This is a genomic window from Leifsonia soli, from assembly GCF_013408745.1.
In the GTDB taxonomy this organism is placed as follows: domain Bacteria; phylum Actinomycetota; class Actinomycetes; order Actinomycetales; family Microbacteriaceae; genus Leifsonia; species Leifsonia soli.
Window position 1 is genome coordinate 2,077,154 of sequence record NZ_JACCBJ010000001.1, and the last position, 21,509, is coordinate 2,098,662.

At 73.5% G+C, this 21,509-nt stretch carries 24 protein-coding genes; 7 read left to right on the top strand and 17 right to left on the bottom strand.

Features of this window, described 5'->3' with window-relative positions; genetic code table 11:
• Positions 1-3: 3 nt before the first annotated feature.
• Genes BJ963_RS10075 through BJ963_RS10085 form a run of 3 tightly spaced genes read right to left on the bottom strand, consistent with a single transcriptional unit; the run spans position 4 to position 2,373 of the window.
• Positions 4-675 (bottom strand): response regulator transcription factor, encoded by a 672-nt coding sequence (locus BJ963_RS10075; RefSeq protein WP_179456340.1) that lies wholly within the window; start codon positions 673-675, stop codon positions 4-6.
• On the bottom strand, positions 672-1,817 hold the full coding sequence (locus tag BJ963_RS10080; protein WP_179456342.1) for a histidine kinase: 1,146 nt from the start codon (positions 1,815-1,817) through the stop codon (positions 672-674). Before BJ963_RS10080 ends, BJ963_RS10075 begins: the two co-directional genes overlap by 4 nt.
• A 40-nt stretch (positions 1,818-1,857) precedes the next feature.
• Positions 1,858-2,373, bottom strand: a complete 516-nt coding sequence (locus BJ963_RS10085) for a hypothetical protein (RefSeq protein ID WP_179456344.1) — start codon at positions 2,371-2,373, stop codon at positions 1,858-1,860.
• 160 nt (positions 2,374-2,533) lie between these two features.
• Between BJ963_RS10085 and BJ963_RS10090 the strand changes: the two genes are divergently transcribed.
• A complete protein-coding gene (locus BJ963_RS10090; RefSeq protein WP_089908482.1) occupies positions 2,534-3,415 on the top strand; it encodes a spermidine synthase in 882 nt (293 codons plus the stop codon).
• Positions 3,416-3,508: 93 nt separating this feature from the next.
• Here BJ963_RS10090 and BJ963_RS10095 read toward each other — a convergent pair whose 3' ends face one another.
• The 4 genes from BJ963_RS10095 to BJ963_RS10110 are packed head-to-tail and all read right to left on the bottom strand — an operon-like array spanning position 3,509 to position 6,444.
• The gene (locus tag BJ963_RS10095; RefSeq protein WP_246298023.1) at positions 3,509-4,405 is read right to left on the bottom strand and encodes a 5-oxoprolinase subunit C family protein; all 897 of its coding nucleotides are present in this window, start codon (positions 4,403-4,405) and stop codon (positions 3,509-3,511) included.
• A 5-nt stretch (positions 4,406-4,410) separates the two neighbouring features.
• Positions 4,411-5,049 (bottom strand): carboxyltransferase domain-containing protein, encoded by a 639-nt coding sequence (locus tag BJ963_RS10100; RefSeq protein WP_179456348.1) that lies wholly within the window; start codon positions 5,047-5,049, stop codon positions 4,411-4,413.
• Complete coding sequence (locus BJ963_RS10105; protein WP_179456350.1) at positions 5,046-5,807, bottom strand: LamB/YcsF family protein; 762 nt, start codon at positions 5,805-5,807, stop codon at positions 5,046-5,048. The genes BJ963_RS10100 and BJ963_RS10105 overlap by 4 nt, the downstream gene beginning before the upstream one ends.
• 4 nt (positions 5,808-5,811) lie before the next feature.
• Positions 5,812-6,444, bottom strand: a complete 633-nt coding sequence (locus BJ963_RS10110) for a CGNR zinc finger domain-containing protein (protein WP_246298024.1) — start codon at positions 6,442-6,444, stop codon at positions 5,812-5,814.
• 168 nt (positions 6,445-6,612) lie between these two features.
• On the opposite strand from BJ963_RS10110, the gene BJ963_RS10115 reads away from it, so the two are divergent.
• On the top strand, positions 6,613-7,221 hold the full coding sequence (locus BJ963_RS10115; RefSeq protein ID WP_089908471.1) for a GNAT family N-acetyltransferase: 609 nt from the start codon (positions 6,613-6,615) through the stop codon (positions 7,219-7,221).
• Positions 7,222-7,235: 14 nt separating this feature from the next.
• Here the strand turns inward: BJ963_RS10115 and BJ963_RS10120 are convergent, their stop codons facing one another.
• The 6 genes from BJ963_RS10120 to BJ963_RS10145 form a co-directional block, all read right to left on the bottom strand.
• The gene (locus BJ963_RS10120) at positions 7,236-7,733 is read right to left on the bottom strand and encodes a SprT-like domain-containing protein (RefSeq protein ID WP_089908469.1); all 498 of its coding nucleotides are present in this window, start codon (positions 7,731-7,733) and stop codon (positions 7,236-7,238) included.
• Between the two features lie 48 nt (positions 7,734-7,781).
• Complete coding sequence (locus BJ963_RS10125) at positions 7,782-8,255, bottom strand: tetratricopeptide repeat protein (RefSeq protein ID WP_179456352.1); 474 nt, start codon at positions 8,253-8,255, stop codon at positions 7,782-7,784.
• A 155-nt stretch (positions 8,256-8,410) separates the two neighbouring features.
• On the bottom strand, positions 8,411-9,577 hold the full coding sequence (locus BJ963_RS10130; RefSeq protein WP_179456354.1) for a PQQ-dependent sugar dehydrogenase: 1,167 nt from the start codon (positions 9,575-9,577) through the stop codon (positions 8,411-8,413).
• A gap of 15 nt (positions 9,578-9,592) precedes the next feature.
• Positions 9,593-9,895 (bottom strand): DUF427 domain-containing protein, encoded by a 303-nt coding sequence (locus BJ963_RS10135; RefSeq protein WP_179456356.1) that lies wholly within the window; start codon positions 9,893-9,895, stop codon positions 9,593-9,595.
• 42 nt (positions 9,896-9,937) lie between these two features.
• Positions 9,938-10,555: a 2-phosphosulfolactate phosphatase gene (locus tag BJ963_RS19135; protein WP_179456358.1), complete on the bottom strand. Its 618-nt coding sequence runs from the start codon at positions 10,553-10,555 to the stop codon at positions 9,938-9,940.
• The gene (locus BJ963_RS10145) at positions 10,552-11,049 is read right to left on the bottom strand and encodes an EVE domain-containing protein (RefSeq protein WP_218857054.1); all 498 of its coding nucleotides are present in this window, start codon (positions 11,047-11,049) and stop codon (positions 10,552-10,554) included. The genes BJ963_RS19135 and BJ963_RS10145 overlap by 4 nt, the downstream gene beginning before the upstream one ends.
• 100 nt (positions 11,050-11,149) lie before the next feature.
• Here BJ963_RS10145 and BJ963_RS10150 point away from each other — a divergent pair, with 100 nt between their 5' ends.
• From BJ963_RS10150 to BJ963_RS10165, 4 genes are read left to right on the top strand one after another with little or no spacing between them, the layout of a single operon-like run.
• Positions 11,150-11,485, top strand: coding sequence for a YciI family protein (locus tag BJ963_RS10150; RefSeq protein ID WP_089908452.1), 336 nt, complete (start codon positions 11,150-11,152; stop codon positions 11,483-11,485).
• On the top strand, positions 11,482-12,762 hold the full coding sequence (locus BJ963_RS10155) for an RNA polymerase sigma factor (protein WP_179456360.1): 1,281 nt from the start codon (positions 11,482-11,484) through the stop codon (positions 12,760-12,762). The genes BJ963_RS10150 and BJ963_RS10155 overlap by 4 nt, the downstream gene beginning before the upstream one ends.
• Before the next feature lie 53 nt (positions 12,763-12,815).
• On the top strand, positions 12,816-13,382 hold the full coding sequence (locus BJ963_RS10160; RefSeq protein WP_179456362.1) for a hypothetical protein: 567 nt from the start codon (positions 12,816-12,818) through the stop codon (positions 13,380-13,382).
• Entirely contained in the window at positions 13,379-14,089 is a 711-nt protein-coding gene (locus BJ963_RS10165; RefSeq protein ID WP_246298025.1) for a DUF1684 domain-containing protein, read from the top strand. Before BJ963_RS10160 ends, BJ963_RS10165 begins: the two co-directional genes overlap by 4 nt.
• 107 nt (positions 14,090-14,196) lie before the next feature.
• Here BJ963_RS10165 and BJ963_RS10170 read toward each other — a convergent pair whose 3' ends face one another.
• Positions 14,197-16,425 (bottom strand): HelD family protein, encoded by a 2,229-nt coding sequence (locus BJ963_RS10170; protein WP_179456364.1) that lies wholly within the window; start codon positions 16,423-16,425, stop codon positions 14,197-14,199.
• A 258-nt stretch (positions 16,426-16,683) separates the two neighbouring features.
• Here BJ963_RS10170 and BJ963_RS10175 point away from each other — a divergent pair, with 258 nt between their 5' ends.
• Positions 16,684-18,276, top strand: a complete 1,593-nt coding sequence (locus BJ963_RS10175) for a DEAD/DEAH box helicase (RefSeq protein WP_179456366.1) — start codon at positions 16,684-16,686, stop codon at positions 18,274-18,276.
• A 60-nt stretch (positions 18,277-18,336) separates the two neighbouring features.
• On the opposite strand, the gene wsfD is transcribed toward BJ963_RS10175, so the two are convergent.
• The 3 genes from wsfD to BJ963_RS10190 form a co-directional block, all read right to left on the bottom strand.
• The gene (wsfD, locus tag BJ963_RS10180; RefSeq protein ID WP_179456368.1) at positions 18,337-19,902 is read right to left on the bottom strand and encodes a glycan biosynthesis hexose transferase WsfD; all 1,566 of its coding nucleotides are present in this window, start codon (positions 19,900-19,902) and stop codon (positions 18,337-18,339) included.
• Between the two features lie 139 nt (positions 19,903-20,041).
• Positions 20,042-20,626 carry a WHG domain-containing protein gene (locus tag BJ963_RS10185; protein WP_179456370.1) on the bottom strand — a complete coding sequence of 195 codons (585 nt, stop codon included), beginning with the start codon at positions 20,624-20,626 and terminating at the stop codon, positions 20,042-20,044.
• Positions 20,619-21,482, bottom strand: a complete 864-nt coding sequence (locus BJ963_RS10190; RefSeq protein WP_179456372.1) for an alpha/beta fold hydrolase — start codon at positions 21,480-21,482, stop codon at positions 20,619-20,621. Before BJ963_RS10190 ends, BJ963_RS10185 begins: the two co-directional genes overlap by 8 nt.
• Positions 21,483-21,509: the final 27 nt, after the last annotated feature.

The following is a 21,509-nucleotide window of genomic DNA, read 5'->3' on the forward strand; positions in this document are numbered from 1 at the left end:
CCGTCAGGAGCGGACGAGCGCGATCGCCTGGGACCGGTCGCGCACGGCGAGCTTCGCGAAGATGGCGTTGATGTGCGTCTTGACCGTCGCGACGCTCACGAAGAGGGTCCGGGCGATCTCGGCGTTGCTCAGGCCGTCGCCGATCAGCGCGAGCACCTCCGCCTCCCGGCGGGTGAGCGAGGGGAAGCGGACCACGAGCGCACCCGCTGCATCCGGCGGCGCGACCTCCGCGGCGCGGGCCGTGCCGGTGAGCGCGCCGATCACCCGCGCGCCGACCTCGGGCGCCAGCGTGGTCTGGCCGCTGGCGACGGCCCGCACCGCCGCGGCGAGCTCGGCGCGGCCGGCATCCTTCGTCAGGTACCCGCGCGCTCCGGCCCGCAGCGCGCCGAGGATGGACTCGTCGTCGGCGTAGGTGGTCAGGATGAGCACGGCCGTGTCCGGCGCTGCCTGCCGCACGCGGGCGGTCGCCTCCGCGCCGTCGAGCACCGGCATCCGGAGGTCCATGAGCAGCACGTCGGGACGCGCGGCCACGGCGAGCGCGACCGCCTCCTCGCCATCCGCGGCCTCGCCGACCACCTCGATGTCGGGCAGCAGGCCGAGCACGGTGACCAGCCCGTCGCGGATGATCGCCTGGTCGTCGGCGACGGCGACCCGGATGCGCGCGTCGCCGGTCATCGGAGCATCGCCTCCGCCGTCAGGACGAATCGGCCGGCGACAACCGCAGCCGAGGCGGTGCCTCCGCCGGGAAGCGCGGCGAACCGCTCGCGCATCCCCTCGACCCCGTACCCGCCGCCGGATGCGGCCAGCGCCGACGCCGGGGTCCCGGTCGCGGGCAGCGGGTTGGAGACGACGAGGCGCACGCGGTCATCCTGCCAGACCAGCTCGACCGTGACGGGCCGTCCGGGCGCGTGCTTGCGGGCGTTGCTCAGCCCCTCCTGCAGGGCGCGCTGCAACGCCTCGGCCTGCTGCGCGGTGAGGGCCGCGGCGTCGCCGGTCACCCGCAGCTCCGCGCGGCCGCCGAGCGAGCGGTGCGCCGCCACGAGCTCGTCCACGGCGCCCGGGAACGCATCCGCGGTCACGGGCTCCGCGGCCACCGGGTCGCGCAGAGCGGCGACGGCACGTCGGGCCTCCCCCAGCCCGTCCGCCGCAAGCCCGCGGGCGGCGACCACGCGCGACCGGGCCGCGTCGGCGTCGCCGGATTCGAGGAGGGCGTCGACCGCATCCAGCTGGATGACGAGGCCTCCCAGGCTGTGCGCGAGCACGTCGTGCAAGTCTCGGGCGATGGCGATCCGCGACGCCTCCTCCTTCATCGCGACGGCACGCTCCCGCAGCAGCGCCGCCTGTTCCTCCGACACGCGGAACTGCCGCCGGCTCAGCCCGGCGAAGACCGCGAGCAGCATCCCGCCCATCTGGGTGAGGACGTTCGGGATGGCCGTGCCGGCGGGAACCGCGCCGAGGGCCACCAGGGCGATCCCGACGCCGCCGACGAGGAGCCCGACCCACAGCGGATCCCGCGGATCGCCGAGCACGACGAGCACGCCGATCGCGGCGGGGACGACGGTCAGGCCGTCGGTGGGCGCCGCGACGAGCGCGCCCAGGACGACGAGGACGACGGCGCACGCGAAGGCGGCGCGACGGAGGCCGGCCTTCGCGAGCGCGCCGCGCACCACCCACAGCGCCACCGAGACCAGCCCGAGGACGAGCACCCACACTGGGCGGTGTCCGGAGTCGGTGCGGATCAGCGCGTAGCCGACGGCCCCGGCGCCGACCACGGTCAGCGCCAGGGCGAGCCAGCTGGGGCGGAGGGAGACGTTCACCCGACCATCATGCTTCCCGCCGGCCGTGGACGACGCCCGCTCACGCGGCGAGCGCGGCGTGACGGTCGAGGCGCGCGGCGAAGACGGCAGCCCGAGCGAGACGGTTCGCCGCGAACACCAGCAGGATGATGCCGGTCGCGGCACCCAGGTGCGAGCCGGCCTGCGCGGCGAGCACGTCGACGCCCACACGCACCGCGATGACGACCATCCACAGCACCAGGCCGAGCACGCCGGTGCGCGACTCGTAGACGGCGATGTCGGACGGGGTCTTGCCGACGACGGGCTCCGGCAGCCGGCGGAAGTGCGCGATGCCGCCGATCCACGCGCCGATGGCGAGCGACAGGACGATCTCCCCGGCGACGACCGCGAGGTCGAGCGGAGTGATGGTCGCCGGCTTCACCTGCTGCACCAGCAGAACGGCGCCGACAACGGCGAGGATGCCGGGCATCCGCCACATCTTCGCGATCACCACCGGGCGCCAGGTCAGCTGCCGGTAGCCGACCCATCCGATGAGCAGCAGGATGAGGAGCGCGTTGCCGAGGGTCTGGACGGTCATGATCGCCTTTCCGGGACGGAGTGCGGCCGGAACCTCCGGCACACCACCAGCGTCGTGTCCCGCCACGCCGGGCGGGACCGCCCGCGGGTGGAGACCGGGTGGGCGCGCGGGTGGAGATCGCGCCGCACCGGCTCGCACGCGCCGCGACTAGGCTGCCGGTGTGTCTCCGAACCCGACCCCCCAGAACCCCTCGGTCGTCCTGTCGGAGAGCGGCTACCTGGCGATCGTGGAGCCCGACCGGTTCGTGCCGGGCGCCTACCAGCTCGTCGTCGACGGCACACCGCAGTCGCACGTCAACCTCGACGACCCGTCCCAGCTGTTCTTCGAGTACATCCAGCGGATGGGCAACGTCATCGACCTGATCGGCGAGCCCGGTCAGCCGATCACGGCCGTGCACCTCGGTGCCGGCGCGCTGACGCTCCCCCGCTACATCGCATACACGCGACCCGGCTCGCGTCAGCAGGTGGTCGAGCTGGAGAGCCGCCTGGTGGACCTCGTGCGCGAGCAGCTCCCGCTGCCGCGCTACGCGCAGATCCGCATCCGCCACGGCGACGCCCGCGAGGTCGTCGGCAAGCTCCCGAACGGGCTGCGCGGCGAGGTCGACCTGCTCGTGGTGGACATCTTCAGCGGCTCGCGGACCCCGGCGCACGTCACGAGCGCCGAGTTCTACCGCTCGGCGGTCTCTCTGCTGAAGCCGGACGGGATCGTGCTCGTGAACGTCGCGGACGGTCCGCCGCTGAGTTTCGCCCGCAGCCAGGTGTCGACGCTCGGCTCGGTCGTCGAGAACGTCGCTGCGCTCGCCGAGACGCAGGTGCTGAAGGGCCGCCGCTTCGGGAACGTGGTGCTGGTCGGATCGAACTCGCCGCTGCCGCTGGAGTGGCTGCCGCGCCTGCTGGCGAGCGGTCCGCATCCCGCGAAGGCCGTGGCCGGTGAGGAGCTGCGGACGTTCGCGGCGGGCGCGCCGATTGTGACGGACGCGACGAGCGTCCCGTCGCCGCCCCCGGCGCGCAGCATCTTCCAGAGCGGCACCCGCCGCGACTAACGCCCCGCGAGGTGCTCGCACCTGCGAGCGACACGCCGCGGACGGCGACCACGACGAGCACTTCGCGGGCGGGGAGGTGGGGCAGAGGGGGGGTCAGGCGTGGCGGAAGGTCAGGGTCTGACCGGGCCGCAGCTGCGCGAACGTGTCCAGCGCGGCGTCGGCGACCACGGCGATCACCGGGTATCCGCCGGTCACGGGATGGTCGGCGAGCAGGACCGTCGGACGGCCGTCGGGCGACACCTGCACGGCGCCGGCGACCATCGGCTCGCTGGGAAGCTCGTGCCGCACCGCCCGCTCCAGCAGCGGATCGGGATGCGGCGTCACGCCCGCGGCGTGCGCCGGCGCCCGCACGGGGTCGAGCCGCGCGCCGATGCGATCGCTCTCGGGTGCGACGCGCCACTCGACGGAGAAGAAGGCCTCCAGCGCGGCCGGGGTGAACCAGTCCGCGCGGGGTCCCCGGTGGGCGCGCACCTCCACGGCTCCCGGCGCCGGGTCGGCGACGGGGACGAAGTCCAGCAGCGGCAGGTCGGAGCCGGGATGCTCGCCGACCGGCACGCGGTCGCCCGCGCGCAGCGGAGCGGGGCCGAGGCCGGCCAGGGTGTCGCGCGAGCGCGACCCGAGGACGGCCGGCACCGCGACCCCGCCGCGCACGGTCAGATACCAGTGGAGTCCGGCGGTCGCCGATCCGATGCGGAGGACCTGCCCGGGGTGCGCGCGCACCGGCTGGTGCGCATCCACCGGCCGGTCGTCGAGGAGCAGCGGGCCGGTCGCTCCCGTCACGGCGAACCAGGCGTCGTGCTCGAAGACGGCCTCGAACCCACCGAGGAGCACCTCGATGCCCGCGTCGCCCTCGTCGTTGCCGAGCAGCCGGTTGCCGAGCCGCAGCGCCGCGCGGTCGAGGGCGCCCGACCGGCCGACACCGAGGGCGGCGAAGCCCGGCCGCCCGAGGTCCTGGACGAGCGCGAGCGCGCCCGGGCTCAGGATGCGCATCCCGCTCATCGCGCCTCCCGGAACCGCACGACGGTCCCCGGCCGGAGCAGCGCGGGCGGATCGGCGTTCTCGTCCCAGAGCGTCGCGTCGGTGCGGCCGATCAGCTGCCAGCCGCCCGGGCTCGACCGCGGGTAGACGCCGCTGAACGTTCCCGCCAGCCCGACCGAGCCCGGGGGCACCGCGGTGCGCGGCGTCGCGCGGCGCGGCACCTCGAGCGCGTCGGCCGCGCCGCCGTCCACGGTCCCGTCGCCGACGAGGTAGGCGAAGCCGGGAGCGAAGCCGCCGAAGGCGACCCGCCACCGCGTGCCGGTGTGGACGGCGACGACCTCCGCCTCGGTGCGTCCGGTCAGGCGCGCGACGTCCGCGAGGTCCTCGCCGTCGTAGCGGACGTCCAGCTCGACGACGCGCTCCGCGACCGCGTCCGCGGGCAGCGGACGCGTGCGCTCGATCCAGCCGCGGGCGGCGCTCAGCGGCAGGATGCGGGGGTCGACCACGACCGCGATCGTGCGGGCCGCCGGCACCAGCTCGACGACGCCGTCCGGCCATGCGGCCTCCAGCCCGCGGAACAGGGCGAGCACCGCATCCAGCCCGTCCAGCTCCACGAGCAGGGCGTGGTCGCCGTACGGCAGGATGCGGCCGGTCACGCGAACGGCTCCACCCGCACACCGGCAGCGGCGAGCGCGTCGCGCACCCCGCGGGCCATCGCGACCGCCCCGGGGGTGTCGCCGTGGACGCAGAGCGAGTCCACCTCGACGGCGAGGTCGGTGCCGTCCGCCGCGACGACGCGGCCCTCGGTGACCATGCGGAGGGCCCGGGCCGCGATCTCCCGCTCGTCCGAGAGCAGCGCTCCCGGCTCGGTGCGCGGAACCAGCGTGCCGTCCGGGCGGTAGCCGCGGTCGACGAACGCCTCGCGGACGAACCGGACGCCGGCCTCGTCGGCCGCCCGCTCGACGGCGGATCCGGCGAGCCCCAGCAGAGCGAGCGTCGGATCGAAAGCGACGACCGCGTCCACCACGGCCCGCGCCTGGCCCGCGTCGTGCACGATGCGGTTGTAGAGCGCGCCGTGCGGCTTCACGTAGCGCACCGCCGTCCCGGCCACCCGGGCGATGCCCGCGAGGGCCGCGAGCTGGTACAGCACCTCGTCGCGCAGCTCGCCGGCGGGAATCTCCATCGGCCGTCGCCCGAATCCGGCGAGGTCGCGGTAGGAGACATGGGCGCCGACGGTCACACCGTTCGCGGCGGCCTCGCGGCAGGTCGCGAGCATCGTCGACGGGTCGCCCGCGTGGAAGCCGCAGGCGACGTTCGCGCTGGACACGACGCGCAGCAGCGCGGCGTCGTCGCCCATCGACCAGGCGCCGAACGACTCCCCCAGGTCGCTGTTGAGGTCGACGGAACCGCTCATGCTCCTATTGTGGCGTGCGAGCCGCGCGGGCACGGTGCGCGCGCACCTTCGCGCGGTTGCCGCAGCGCTGCATCGAGCACCAGCGCCGGGTTCCGCTGCGGGAGGTGTCGAGGTAGACCAGCTCGCAGTCGTCGGCCGAGCACTCGCGGATGCGGCCGTCGACGTCCGGCCCGAACAGCCGCACCGCGTCGCGCGCGATGGTGCCGAGCGCCTGGTGCGGGCGGGCGTTGGTGCGGCCCGCCTGACGGCCGCCCCCGGCGAGCACCGGAGGGATGTCGGGGGTCGCGGCGAAGAGGTTCACCACGTCGATGTCGTCGGGCGAGAGCTCCTCCGATCGGCTGGCCTGCCGGGCGAGGCGGGCGATCGCCGTGCGGAGGGTCCGGGCGTCGCGGAATTCGCGGTCGCCCGCGGTGGGCGCCACCTCCGGGAACCGCTCGACCAGCCACGCGTTGAGACCCGTGGCGTCACGCACCGCGTGCCGCTCATCATCGGAGCCGGCGGGGTCGTCGGCGTGGGCGAACTCGCCCGTGTAGGCGAAGTCGAGCGCAAGCGATCCGGAGTCGAACCACCAGCGCTGGCCGTCGACGGGTTCCATCCACTGGCCGGTCCCTCGGGTGAGTATTGCTTCGGTCGCCATGTAACCAACATAGTCGGTTACGGCACCCTCATCCGCCGCCGCCTCTCCCCCCAGCCTACCGACCCGGCACTTCCCCCATCCATGGGTCGCGACACGCCGTTCTGAGACGCCGGCAACGGCGTGTTGCGACCCACGGATGGCCCGCGGACGGGCTGGCATACTGGGCGGATGACCGCCACCCGACCGGATGCCGACGTCCCGCTGGAGGGGGCGACCGTCCGCCTGCGCGCCCTCACCCTCGACGACCTTCCCGACCTGTTCGACGCGATCGGGCACCCCGAGGTATTCGCCGGCGGCTGGGGCGGCGGGCCGGCCGCCTACCGCGACACCTATGAGGAGTGGCGGGAGTTCATGCTCGGGTACCTCGCCTGGGGCACCGGGAACGTGACCGCCGTCGTGCTCCGGGACGGCGACCGCCTGGTGGGCACCACCACGCTCGGCGACTTCGACCTCGGCAACCGCTCGGCCCACATCGGCTGGACGGCGTACGCGCCGGAGACCTGGGGCACGCGCGTGAACGCCGAGACGAAGCGGCTGCTGCTCGGGACGGCCTTCGACCACGGGTTCGAGCGGATCAAGCTGCAGGCGGATGTCCTCAACGCGCGCTCGCGCTCCGCCATCCTGCGCCTCGGCGCGCAGTTCGAGGGCGTCCTGCGGCACACCCAGCTGCGCGCGGACGGGACCTGGCGCGACACGGCCGTGTACTCCATCCTCAGCGAGGAGTGGCCCGCCGTGCGGGACGGACTGGACGCTCGGCTCGGGGTCGCGCACGCCTGACCGCGGCGCGGCGGCTACTCGGTGGCCGCTGCGGCGGCGGTGCGCCGCTGCGCCGGCGACACCTCGCGGTGCTGCCACGAGATGAGGTTCGCGGCGTCGAAGCGGCGGCTGCACGCGCCGCAGGCGAGCGCCCGCGCCGGCTTCCGGTAGCGGTAGTGCGTGTGCCCGTTCGGGCAGGTGCCCACCCAGGGCGCCAGATCGTCGGCGATCGCGCCGCCGTGCAGCCGCTTGCCCTCGTACCCGAGGTCGAGCGCGATGGCCCGCCAGCGCGGTCCGTGCCCTGCGCGGGAACCGGCGAGCGCGTGCGCCACCTCGTGGAGCAGGATCTGGTGGATCTCGTCGTCCTCGTATCGCGCCGCCAGATACCGCGACACGGTGATCCGCTTCGACGTGTAGTTGCACAGGCCGGCGCGCGTCTTGGCGTTGTCGAAGCCGAAGCTCCAGACGGCCGGGTCGAGATGCAGGGCGATCAGGGCATCCGCCCAGCGCCGCACACGGTCGAGCTCGGCCATCAGCGACGGGTCCCGTCCGGAGCGCTCCCTACCTCCATGACGTGCATCCTACGCGTGATCGGAGCCGCCCTCGCCGCGGTCGGCACGCGCCGATCCGCGCTGCGCGTCGAGCGCGGACTGCACGACGGCGACCGCGGTCAGCGCCGCCTGGATCTCGGCCGGGGACGCGCCCAGCTTCTCGCGCAGGAAGACGGCGGCGGTCATGTCGGCGAGAGCGCTTTCGTAGTCGCCGGTATCGAACGAGACCTTGCCCCTGCTCTGGATGGCGAACGCCTCCAGCGCGGTCCACTCCCGGCCGCGGGCCTCGTCGACGCAGCTCGTCAGCTCCACGATCGCCTCGTCCGTCTTGCCCTGGTACTGCAGCACCTGAGCCCGACGGATGCGCGCGCCGAGCAGCTGCTCGCGGTCGCCGGTGAAACGCGCCTGCCGAACCGCCTCGTTGCCGATCTCGATCGCCTCGTCGAGGCGCCCCAGCAGTCGCAGCAGCACCGTCTTCTCGTTGAGCGCGCTGAGGCTGCGCAAGCTGCCCAGCTCCTCCAGACGCTCGCCGGCAGCGCGCAGATCGACGCGTTCGCGCAGGGTGGTCGGATCGTATCCGAGGATGATGCTCAGGGTTCTGCTCCCGATCGGTGGTTCCCCCCAAGACTACCCGCAGGAGCGCATCCACCCGGGTGAGGTCAGCCCGGGCGTTTGACGGACTGCGCGGGCACGAGCGGCGCCGCGATGAGCCGGTCGTCGCCGGAGCGGGGCGACCCGCGCCCGTCGGTGTTGTTCGTGAGCAGCCAGAGACGGTCCCCGACGGCGACGACATCCCGCAGCCGGCCCAGCTCTCCCTCGAAGAAGGGTGCGGCCGTCACCGGCGCCGCGCCGTCGGTCGACCACGCCGTCCACAGCCGTTCGCCGCGCAGCGCCGCGAGGAACACGGTGTCGCCGACGACCGCCAGACCGCTGGGGCTCGCAGCGTCGGTCGGCCACTGGTACACCGGGTCGGTGTACTTCGGGTCGCCGCCGACGCCCTCCACGATCGGCCAGCCGTAGTTCGAGCCAGGACGGATGATGTTGAGCTCGTCCCAGGTGTTCTGGCCGAACTCGCTCGCCCACATCGTTCCGCGGGAGTCCCAGCCGATCCCCTGCGGATTGCGGTGGCCGTACGACCACACCGGCGACCCGGGGAACGGGTTGTCGCCTGGCACCTGCCCCTCGGGGGTCACGCGCAGGATCTTGCCGCCGAGAGACGCGACATCCTGCGCGTTTCCGGGGGTGGACGCGTCCCCGGCGGTCACGTAGAGCATCCCGTCCGGGCCGAACGCCAGCCGGCCGCCGTCGTGGTTCGACGCCTTCGGGATGCCGGTGAGCACCGGTTCCGGCGAACCGATCGCGTAGCTGCCCGGTACCCCGGAGAGCGGCAGTCGCACGACGCGGTTGTCGTCAGCGGTGGTGAGGTACGCGTAGAGATACTTCGGTGCGGACTCCGCCTGCACGGCGAGCCCCAGCAGACCGCTCTCGCCGGTGTGGACGACGCCCGGCACGGTGCCCGCCGTGCGGAGCCCGCCCTGCGGAAGGCGCTCGACGATCGTGCCGGAGTCGCGCTCGCTGATGAGCGCCGACCCGCTCGGCAGCGGCGCCACCGACCAGGGCGCCTCCAAGCCCGTCTCGAGCACGGTCGTCTGCCCGCTCGGCTGCCACGGGATGGCGGCGACCGCGGCCGAGGCGCCGGTCGGCCGGGGCGTCGATGTCGGGGTGCGCGTCACCGTCGGCGTCGGAGGCGAGGCCGAGCAGCCCGCCACCACGAGCACGGCCGCCGCCAGAGCCGGGAGGCTCAGGCGGCGGCCGAGACGGATCATCGCGGTCTCCGGTCGTCAGTCGACGACGCGGACGTCCTTCCAGAACGCCACGTAGTTGCTGTAGTCCTTGCCGACCCGGTCGAAGGAGCTCGGGTACGGCGTCGGATAGCTCCACGCGCGGTCCTGCAGCAGGCCGTCGTCCGACTTCACGGAGAAGTACTGGCACTCGCCCTTCCACGGACACGTGTACGGGGTGTCGCTCTCCACGAGGTACTCGGACTTGACGCTCGCCGGAGGGAAGTACCAGTTGCCCTCGATGCGGATGAGGTCCTCCTGCGGGGCCTCGGCGATCACGGTGTCGTTCAGCACGGCTTTCATCGATAAAACCTCCTGTGCACGGCAACGTACGCCGGCGGGCGATCATTCCGCCGCGGGCGCACCGTTCTGCCGGGGAGCTCGGAGCACCGTCACAGCGTCCGACGCGTCGAGACGCCCGGCGGGGGCGATGTCGGCGGGAACGGCGCCGGCGGCGACCCGCTCCTGGCCGGACACCGACGCCGTCAGCAGGTGCGCGACGGCACCGCGCAGACCGGTGAACGCGGCGCAGGCCGCCGCAGCCTCCGGAGAGGAGTAGTCGATGCCGACGGAAGCGAGCGCATCCACCACGGCGCCGGCGGCGAGCAGGTCCTCCACGGCGAAGCGGGTCGCGCCCGACGGTGTCGCACCGCCCGCGGCGACGAGAGCGATCATCGCGCGGCGGCCGAGACGGACCTGCTCGGCCAGGATCCAGCGGGCGACGGCGGAGGCATCGGTCAGTCCGGCGGCCAGCACGGCCCCATCGCCGGGCAGCTCCGGCGCTGGGGCGTCGGCCAGCGCATCCACCCACACGACCACATCGGCGTCGGCCGCGACGGCCGCCGCGCCCTCGGCGGACCAGTCGAAGCGCACCTGGTACTTGGCCTGGCGGTGGGCGGCCGGAACGGCGCCGTCGATCGCGCTGCGGATGGTGTCGGAGTCGAGAGAGGCCGGCTGAGTCACCGGGCCATCGTAATGCGGCGGCTCGCGGCCGACGGCCGTGTTTCGCCCGGTGACGGCCGCATCTGCCGCCGGATCAGCTCGAAGTCGTGGCGGGTGAGCTCGATGAGTCCGCGCCGCAGCTGGTAGCCCCAGTCGGGTCGATCGCGCGTGAAGTCCAGCGCGCCCAGCAGCGGGCGGACGGGCGTCGCCACGGCGTCATGGTCCCACTCGACCCGTCGCCGCCACGGCTTGAAGTCGGACGCCGGACCCTGCATCGCCGGCCCCTGCGTCACCTGGAACACCTCGTCGTCGGCGAGACGGCCGACCGCCGTGAACTGCTTGAGCGGCTCGCCGTCCGGGTACGACGCCCGCGGCGAATAGAACACGAAGCCGTCGGCCGCGCCCATCCGCTCGAGCGGCGCCCGGGCGCCGTGGTTGACCTGCGCGAAGCCGCCCGCCACGCCGCGGAGAACGTGATCGAGCTGCACAACGCCCAGCCAGTAACGGATCGCCATGCTCCCGTTGTAGCGCACACCACCGTCAGCCGTGTCGAAACCGGCGCATCCCGTTCGACGCAGGGATGACTCCACACGCGTTCGACGAGAGGATGGGACCATGCGTTACGTGCTGATGGCGCAGGCCGAGGAGGGCGACGGCGCCGAGCCGGCCGTCCGGGACCGCGCCGCGCTCGACCGGTACGAGCAGGAGCTCGTGCGCGCCGGTGTGCTGCTCGCGGCCGAAGCGTTGGAGCCCGTCGGGACCGGCGTGCGCATCCGCTTCGACGGCGAGAGCCCCACGCCGGACCGCTCTCCTGACGCGGGCACCCGGGTGACCGCCCTGTGGACGCTGCAGACGGCCGGCGAGGACGAGGCGCTGGAGTGGGCCCGCCGGCTGCCGCTGACGAGCGGGAGCGTGGAGGTGCGCCGCGTGGCGGGCGACGCGGGGCGATGACCGACGGCGAGCGGCGCGACGAGACCCGTCGCACGGTCGAGTCGGTGTGGCGCATAGAATCCGGGCGCCTCATCGCGGGGCTCGCCCGCTCCACCGGCGACGTCGGCCTGGCCGAGGAGCTGGCTCAGGATGCGCTCGTCGCCGCCCTCGAGCAGTGGCCGGTCAGCGGCATCCCGCGCAATCCCGGCGCCTGGCTGACCACCGTCGCGAAGCGCCGCGCGGTCGACGGATGGCGCAGGCGGGAGCGCCTCGACGACCGCTACGCCGCCATCGCCCACGACCTCGAGCAGGAGCTCGGATCGGACGACCCGGCACGCGTCGCGCAGGAGCCGATCGGGGACGACCTGCTCCGCCTCGTCTTCGTCGCATGCCATCCCGTCCTCCCGCAGGCGGCCCGCGTCGCCCTCACCTTGAAGCTGCTCGGCGGCCTCTCGACGGAGGAGATCGCCCGGGCGTTCCTCGTCCCGCCCGCGACCATGGCGCAGCGCATCGTCCGGGCCAAGCGCACCCTCAGCGCGGCCGGCGTGCCGTTCGAGGTGCCGGAACGCGCGGAGTTCCCCGAGCGGCTCGCCTCGGTGCTGGAGGTCGTCTACCTGATCTTCAACGAGGGGTATTCGGCCACAGCGGGCGACGACTGGATGCGACCCGACCTCTGCCGGGAGGCGCTGCGGCTCGGTCGCGTGCTCGCCGAGCTGACGCCGCGCGAACCTGAGGTGCACGGACTGGTCGCGCTGATGGAGTTCCAGGCATCCCGGCTCGGAGCCCGGACCGCGGACGACGGCACCCCCATCCTGCTGCAGGATCAGGACAGGGCCCGCTGGGACCGCCTTCTCATCGGCCGCGGCGTCGCCGCCCTGGAGCGTTCCGACGCCCTGCGGCTCAGCAGGCGGCCGCCGGTCAGCCGCGGGCCGTACGCGCTGCAGGCGGCCATCGCGGCCTGCCACGCGACCGCCCCGACCCCGGACGCGACGGACTGGGAGGAGATCGTCGCGCTCTACGGCGCCCTCGGCGAGCTGCGGCCGTCCGCCGTCGTCGAGCTCAACCGCGCGGTCGCCCTGTCGATGGCCTACGGACCGGAAGCCGGGCTCGAAGTCGTCGACCGGCTGGCGATCGATGGCACCCTCGCTTCGTACCATCTGCTGCCGTCGGTGCGCGCAGACCTGCTGCTGCGGCTGGGCCGCCGGGACGAGGCGCGGCAGGAGTTCCAGCGCGCCGCCGCCATGACCGGCAACGCCCGCGAACGGGAGCTGCTGCTGGCGCGCGCCGACGAAGCCTGAGGAACCGCCCATCCCTCGGCCCGCTGCGGCCGGGTTGGGGAGACACTGGGATCATGCGCGTGCTCCTCAAGCTGACGCTCGACTGCGATCCGGATGCCGCCTGGCGTGCCCTGCAGAGCCCGACGGCGTTCCGCGAGGTCGCCCTGCCCTGGCTCGACTTCCGGTCGGATGAGCCGGGCGGGTTCCCGACGCGGTGGGGCTCGGAGCACCGCGTGCGGGTGAAGGCGCTCGGTGCGTTCACCGTCGGCACCCAGGCCATCCGGCTCGACACGCTGCGGTCGACCGATCCGCGCGAGCGGGCGACGCGCATCCTGCACGACAGCGGCGGCGGCACCGGAGGGATGCTGTCCGCGATTCCCCGCCTGGACCACCGGATGGCGATCGCCCCGGACCCCGCCGGTCCGGACGAGCACGGGCGGCTGCGAACCCTCTACCGCGACCAGCTGATCGTCCGCGCCGGCGCGCTCACGCCCGTCGCCTGGTACGCCTTCTGGCTGTTCTGGCAGTGGCGCGGCCTGCGCCTGCGGCAGCTGGCGCCCACCTGGGCCTACGATCCCGAAGTGCGGACTCCGGCAGACGCGGAGGCCGCGGGCGACACCACGAAACCGGAGGACAGATGACGAACGCCGAACCCCTCACCGGTGGAGACGTGCCCGGAGGAGACGTGCCCGGCGGACAGACCGGCGCCGTGACCCGTGCGGTCACGGCCGTGCAGACCGCGGACTGGCGGCGACGGGTGTTCGCCCTGTACGCGTCCGTCCGCCGGCTCGCCGGTCACGACCCGGCCGAGGCCCACGCGCACTGGGTGTCGTGCCGCAACGACCTGTTCTCGTCGCATCCCGCGTCGCCGCTGCTGCCCGAGGACCGCGAGGGCTTCACCGGGCTCCCGGTGACGCCGTACGACCCCGACTGGCGGTTCGAGCTGCCGATCCGCCCGGCCGCCGAGGCGACGCGGATGGACGTGGAGACCGGCACGGACGGCGTCGTCCCGTTCGAGCTGCTCGGGACGGTCCGCGTCCCGCTGGCGGGCACGCTGGACGTCTGGCGGCTGTCGTCGTACGGCGGCGGCCTGTTCGTCCCCGTCAAGGACGCCCTGGCCGGGCGCCCCGGAGGCACGTACGGCGGCGGGCGCTACCTGATCGACACCATCAAGGGCGCCGACCTGGGGCTCGACACGGATGAGGGCGAGGCCTCGCTGGTGCTCGACTTCAACTTCGCCTACAACCCGTCGTGCGCCTACGACCCCGCCTGGGCGTGCCCGCTCGCGCAGGCCGGCAACACCCTCCCCGTCGAGATCCCCGTCGGCGAGCGCTACCCCGGCACCTGACCCGCACCCCGCTCCCCGCTCCCCCGCACCCCCCACCGTCGAGTCCGCGAATTTTGTACGTTTTCGCGGGGCCCCGCGTGCAGTTTTTGCGGACTCGACGGTGGGGGTCAGCGCGCGACGAGGGTGAGGCGCTGGGTCGGGCGGGTCATCGCGACGTAGAGGGATGCGGCGCCGCGCGGCGACTCGGCGGCCAGCGCATCCGGGTCGGCCAGCACCACCGCGTCGAACTCGAGGCCCTTCGCCTCGTAGCCGGTGAGCACGGCGATCGGGCGGCTCAGGCCGGTCGCGCCGCGTCCCGCTGCGTCTCCGAAGCGCTCCTCCACCGCGGCGGCGACCTCCGGCAGGTCCGACGCGGTCGTGATCACCGCGAGCGTCCCGCCGTCGTCGATGCCGCGATCGTGCGCGACGGCACCGGCGACGGCCGCGGCGAGCGCCGCATCCCCGCGCTCCGCCGTGACGCGGCGGATCGGCCAGTCGCCCTCGCGGACGGCACGCGTCGGCGTGATCGGCAGGCCGGCGGAGGAGGCGATGCGCTCCGCCTCGCGGGTGATCTGCGCGGGCGTGCGGTAGTTGACCGTCAGCTCCTCCAGACGCCAGGCGTCCTTGAAGATCGGGTTCAGCGCGTCCTGCCAGCTCGTCGCTCCGGAGGCGGACGCGACCTGGGCGATGTCGCCGACGATCGTGAACGACTTCATCGGGCAGCGTCGCACGAGCACCCGCCACTGCATCGGCGACAGCTCCTGCGCCTCGTCCACGACGACGTGACCGTACGTCCAGCTGCGGTCGGCGGCGGCCCGCTCCGCCGTCGTCCCGCGGTCGGCCTGCTCGGCGAAGCCGTCGGCCAGCTGCTCGGCGCTCACCAGCCCCTGGACGCCCATGTTGCGGATGGCCGCCCGCGCGTTCTCCAGGTCGCGCTTGCGCTGGCGGTCGCGCTCCCGGTCGGCGGGGTCGGGGCGGCCCGGGAAGTCGCCCAGCAGCTCGGCGGCCTCGTCGAGCAGGGGGACGTCGGAGACGGTGAAGGGCTCGGTGCGGTCGCGGTGCAGCGCGTCCCTCTGCTGCTCCGTCCAGCGCGGCGCCAGCTCGGCGAGCCAGGCGGGACGGGCGTAGAGGTCCTGCAGCAGCTTCTGCGGCGTCAGCGGCAGCCATGCCGTGTTGAGGAGCACGCGCACGTCGTACGAGGTGCGCAGGTCTTCGCGCAGCACCTTCAGGTCGGCGTCGTCGATCGTCGAACCGGAGGCGCGCAGCTGCGCCGCCAGCTGATCGGTGAGCTCAGCGAGGGCGTGCTTGACGAACGTCACGCGCGCGACGTTGTGCGGCTTGCCGGTGCGCTGGGCCTTGGCGATGGCGCGCTGGATGAGGTCGGGCGCGACCACCAGACGCTCGTTGTCGACGACGATGGTCTGCTCGTCGGCCGGCGCCTTCTGCCGCGACTTCACGGCCCGCGAGAGCAGCCGGGCCATCTGGGCAGAGCCCTTCAGGATGGCGGCCTCCGGTGCATCCTCCGCGGTCGCCTCGACGCCCGGGAACAGCTCACCGAGCGTCGACAGGACGACGCCGGTCTCGCCGAGCGACGGCAGGACGGCCTCGATGTAGCGCAGGAACGCCGTCGACGGGCCGACGACCAGGACGCCGGAGGTGCTCAGCCGCTGACGGTTCGCGTACAGCAGGTAGGCCGCACGGTGCAGGGCCACCGCGGTCTTGCCGGTGCCGGGGCCGCCCTGCACGACCAGCGCGCCGCGGAGGTCGGAGCGGATGATGCGGTCCTGCTCGGCCTGGATGGTCGCGACGATGTCGTGCATCCGGCCGGTCCGCTGCGCGGTCAGCGCGGCGAGCAGTGCGCCCTCGCCCTGCACCTGCTCCCCAGCGCTGCCGCCGTCGAGCAGGGACTCGTCGAAGACCTCATCGTCGATGCGGGTCACCTGGCGGCCCGACATCGTCAGGTGCCGCCGCGCGCGCACGCCCATCGGCTCGCTCGCCGTCGCCTGGTAGAAGGCGCCGGCCTGCTGCGCGCGCCAGTCGACCAGGAGGGAGCGCTGGTCGTCGTCGCGCAGGCCGACGCGGCCGATGTAGCGGTGGTCGCAGCCGTCCACCGGCTCGTCCAGCAGCAGACGGCCGAACACCAGACGTGCGTCGACATCCCGCAGCTGGGTGAGCTGGTCCTCGTAGAGGCGCGCGAAGGCGTCGCGCTCGCTACGCGCCTGATGGTTGCTCCCCACGCTGTCGCGGCGCACGCGGGCCAGCCGCTCCTCCGTCTCGGAACGCAGCTCGTCCAGCCGCTGATACAGCCCAGCGACCACGGCGCGCTCGCGTTCGAGCTCCGATTCCAGCACGCCCATGGCCACCTCTCGTTTCCGGGCCGACAGTCTACGACCTCGGGATGAGAGTGCGCTCCCAGCACTCGTACGGCCGGATGCTCTATGGTGGAGGAAGCGGGCGACGAATCTGCCCGCGGCGTCGTAGAACGCTTCGCGTCGCGCCGGGCCAATGGCCCCGCCGCGCTTCTCTTCATACGGCGAACGATCGCGCCGCTCGGTGCGCTCGCCATTTCCCCGGTCCGCCCCTGCCGACCGGGTCGATGCCTGAAAGGCACATCCTTGACTCTCTCCTTCGCCGAACTCGGCGTACCCGCTCCGCTCGTCGCCGTCCTCACGGCCGACGGCAAGACGACCCCGTTCCCGATCCAGGCCGACACGCTTCCCGACGCCCTCGCGGGCAAGGACGTGCTGGGCCGCGGTAAGACCGGCTCCGGCAAGACCATCGCCTTCGCCCTGCCGCTCGTCGCGCGCCTCGGAACCGTCCTCGCCGGCGGTCGCCGCCGTCCCGGACGCCCGCTGGCCCTCGTGCTGGCGCCGACCCGCGAGCTCGCCACCCAGATCGCGACCGCCTTCCGTCCACTCGCCGACGCCTACGGGCTGCGCGTCTCGACCGTCTTCGGCGGCGTCTCGCAGAACAAGCAGGTCGCCGAGCTGAAGGCCGGCGTCGACATCCTCGTCGCCTGCCCCGGCCGCCTCGAAGACCTCATGAAGCAGGGATTCGTGAACCTCGACGCCGTCGAGATCACCGTGCTCGACGAAGCCGACCACATGGCCGACCTCGGCTTCCTGCCGGTCGTCACGCGCATCCTCACCGCAACGCCCGCCGACGGGCAGCGCCTGCTGTTCTCGGCCACGCTGGACAACGGCGTGGACAAGCTCGTCAAGCGCTTCCTGCACTCCCCCGTCCTGCACTCCGTCGACGACGCGAACAGCCCCGTCGAGGCGATGACCCACCACGTGCTGCAGGTGGAGACCCCGGAGGAGAAGAAGGACCTGGTGGAGGCGCTCGCCTCCGGCACCGGTCGCCGCATCCTCTTCACCCGCACCAAGCACCAGGCGAAGAAGCTCGCCAAGCAGCTCACCGCGTCCGGCATCCCGGCCGTCGACCTGCACGGCAACCTCGCCCAGGCCGCGCGCGACCGCAACCTGGCCGCCTTCGGCCAGGGCGACGTGAAGGTGCTCGTCGCGACCGACGTCGCCGCCCGCGGCGTGCACGTCGACAACGTCGAGCTCGTCGTCCACGTCGACCCGCCGGCGGAGCACAAGGCGTACCTCCACCGCTCCGGGCGCACCGCCCGCGCGGGCAGCGCCGGCGACGTCGTGACCGTCATGCTCTCGGCCCAGGCGGGCGACGTGAAGACGCTGCTCCGCAAGGCCGCCATCGACGCCACCCCGCAGCGCGTCACCGCGACCTCGACCGCCGTCGTCAGCCTCGTCGGCGACGTGGCGCCCCGCGTCGCGCCGTCGCTGCACGTGCCGCAGTCGACCGGCGGCGGGATGTCGCAGGGCGCGAACGCGCAGCGCAAGCGTGCGCGCCGCTCCGGCGGCCAGGGTGCCGGCACGGCGTCCGGCTCCGGCCGTGGCGGCCAGGGCGGCGGCTCCGGCCGTGGCGGCCAGGGCGGCGGCAACGGCCGTGGCGGCCAGCCTGCAGGTAACGGCTCCGGTCGTGGCGCAGGCAACGGCTCCGGCTCGCACGGCGCTGCCGCGGGCGGCGGAACCGCGGGCGGCTCGCGCCGTCGCGGCGGATCCCAGCGTCCCGCCGGCGCGCAGTCGGCCGGCGCGTCCCGCTCCGGCGGAGCTCCGCGCGCGACCGCGGGCCACGGCGACACCTCGGTGCGTCGCGGCAACGGCTCGCGCCGCGCCCAGGGCTGACGCCCCTTCGCTCCCGACCGCTGACGCGGGCGTTCCGATGGAACGCCCGCGTTCGTCGTTTCACGGCTCGGTGTCCGCCGCCCGGCCCTCCTCGGAAGCCACCGCCCCGTCGGCCGGCGCGTCCTCCCCGGGTGCGCCGTCGCCATCGAGCTTCCCCGTGGGCTGGAGCAGGGAAACCGCGATGAACGGGACCACGAGTGTGCTGGAGAGGATCGCGAACACCAGGTGCTTCGTGTTCTCGATCGCCTCGCCGAAGACCGCGGTGATGAACTGCACCACCGTGAACGCCGCCATCAGCAGCGCGGCATTGGCGAACCCCCAGGCGGGCGAGCCGCGTTGCGACCTCCGGCGCGCGAGCGCGCCGAGGGTGAACGCGAGCGCCCCGCCCACCACGAAGAAGTGGAGGCCGTTGATGGCCTTGCCGACGGCGGCGATCAGGGAGAAGGCCGGCTGCTTCTTCGGGCCGTGGCCCGGTTCGTTCGCACCCATGTAGGTCGGCTGGGCGACGAAGAAGTCGTACGCGCCCGTGTTGAACAGCGGCCAGACGCGGTCCGGGTGGGCGAGCAGGAACCGGGCGACGGTCCCGTAGTTCATCCGGTCGCCGTACTCCCGCCACTCCGGAGTGTGCATCACGGACCCCTCGTCGCCTGCCGTCTTCCCGGCATACTTCGCCATCTCGGCAGGGAACCCCATCTCCTCGAGATCCTGCGCCGGGGTGTGACTCGGCCCGAGGATGCCGACGGAGATGAGTTCCCAGGGATTGATCTGCTGGAACTCCTTCGGGTTGTTGGACAGCATCCACCCGGCAGACGCGACGAAGACGACGACCATCGCGGCCCCGATGATCCGACCGGTGAACGCACCGGTCACGCTGCGCCGTCTCCGCCGCCCGCGCCGGCTCGAGATCGGGATCCACAGCAGCATCGCCGCCAGGGGTACGAGCAGCGTGATCATCTGCACCTTCGAGGTCACGACCAGCCACCCGCCGGCCCCCACCAGCAGCACACCCCACCACTGCCGACCGAAGGTGGAGTAGTAGACCGTTCCCACCCCGACCAGAGCGACGCCGACCAGGCCGACGTACTCGCCCATCGGACCGGCCGCGTAGGACGCGAAGACGGGGTCGCTGAGGATCAGCAGCATCAGCGCGCTCCCCAGGAGCCGGACCGCCAGCGACGCCCGGTTGGCCGCCGACGCGAACAGCCCGACGATCAGACCGATGAGAAGCCCGTTCGCGATGACCAGCCAGTGGAAGTCGAGGGTGCCCGGCCGCCCGGAGATCGCGGACGAGAACCATTCGAGCGCCCGAAGCACCCAGATCTGCGACGACGGGTAGGGGATGCACGGGCTGGCCGGGGGCGATCCGGTGTGCTGCCACTCGAAGAGTGCGAAGTCCCAGTAACGCGGGGCGTCCTTCAGGACCGGCTCGACCGCGTCCGTCCCCAGCTGGCAGAGGTACCGGTCACCGTCGGGATGCGGACCCTGACCGGCGAACGTCGGTACGGTCGCCCGCAGCAGAGCGACGACCGCAGCGATCAGGCCGGTGGCGACACTGATCAGCGCGGACGGGAGACCACGGGAGAACCGCGACGACGCATCCATCGCTATGGAAGTGAACCTGGACACCTGACCCCTGCCTCGGCCGTGACGACCGGCCCCGGGAGGGGTCCCCCGGGAGAGAGACGCCGTCGCTTCTAGGGACGACCGTGCCCGCGGTTTCGTGACGCGGAGGCGCGTGATCCGCAGCGGACGTGTCTCTCGCGGGTCAGGCGGCCAGCCGCTCCACTCCGGCGATCACCCCATCGACGAGCACAGAGTAGCTGCGGTCCAGATCGTCGGAAAGACGGAAGCCTCCGCCCAGTTCGAGCGTGACGAACCCGTGCACCGCGCTGCGCAGCATCCGGATGGCATCGACCAGTTCGTCGTCGGGCAGGCCGAATCCGCGCAGCACGCCGGCCAGCACGGTCAGCGACTCGCCCGCCCGCGCGGCGAGTTCCGCATCGGCCGGGTCCGCGGCGTCAGCCGCCACCTGCGTCGCCGCGTAGCGTCCGGGGTGCCGGTGGGCGAATCCGCGGATGGCGTCCGCCGCGGCACGGACCGCCTCCGGCCCTGCCCGCCCGATGGTGGCGCCTGCCAGCACGCGGGTGAGTTCCGCGACCGACTCGGTCGCGACCAGGCGTCTCAGATCCCCGAGCGACGCCACGTGCTTGTACAGGCTGGGGACGGCGACGCCGGCACGGCCGGCGACGGCCGCGAGCGTGAGCCGCTCGAAGCCCGCCGTGCCGCCCTCGTCGACCAGCTCCAGGGCGACCGCGGTGACGGCAGCACGCGTGAGCCCGGCCCTAGGCACGGGCCGCCCAGGCCGAGCCGTCGCCGTCGCGCCGGGAGGCGATGAACGCCAGCGTCGTCGGCACGGTGAGGTCGGGTCGCTGTGCGTGCGGGTAGTGGGCGGCGTCGGGCACGCGCACGACCTCCGCGCCGATGGACTCCATCCAGGCGCATTCGGCCGGGAGGTCGCGGAAGTCGGGGTCGAGGTCGCCGACGAAGGCGAGCATCGGGGCCCGCACGTCGGCGAGGCGCGGCTCCACCACCGAGTGGGTGAGGGCGAGCGTGAGGCGCCGGAAGCTCCTGAGGCGCCCCGGTTCGCTCAGGGAGGCGCGGATCCGCGCCGTGTGCTCGGCGAGCCAGGGGGCCTTCCTCCCCCGGTTGAGGGTTCCGCCGTAGTAGCCGGCCCACGTGGCCGCACCCCACGGCTTCACGAACATCGCGCGGTAGAGCAGGTGCAGCAGGCCGGTGGCCGCGCGTCCCATCGCCGGGTCGCGGAGGAGCGGGCCGTAGAAGACGAGCCCGGCGACGAGGTCGGGACGTTCGGCGGCGGCCCACGCGGCCGCTGCGGCGCCCATGGAGTTGCCGAGGACGACGGCCGGGCCGCCGAGCTCCTCGATCAGCGCGATCACGTCGCGGCCGGTCGCGATGTCGCCGAACTCGGTGAAGGTCGTGTCCGAGTCGCCGTGCGCCCGCAGGTCGGTCACGGCCACGCGGTATCCGGCGGCCACGAGCGGACCGACCAGTTCGCGGTAGCTGGAGCGGAGGTCGCCCATGCCGGGCACCGCGACCACGAGGGGCCCGGAGCCCTCGACGGTGTAGCTCACGCGCCCGTCCGGACGCTGCAGGAAGTGGACCTGCGAATCGGTGGAAGTGTTCATAGCCATAAAGCTAATGCCATTAGCCGA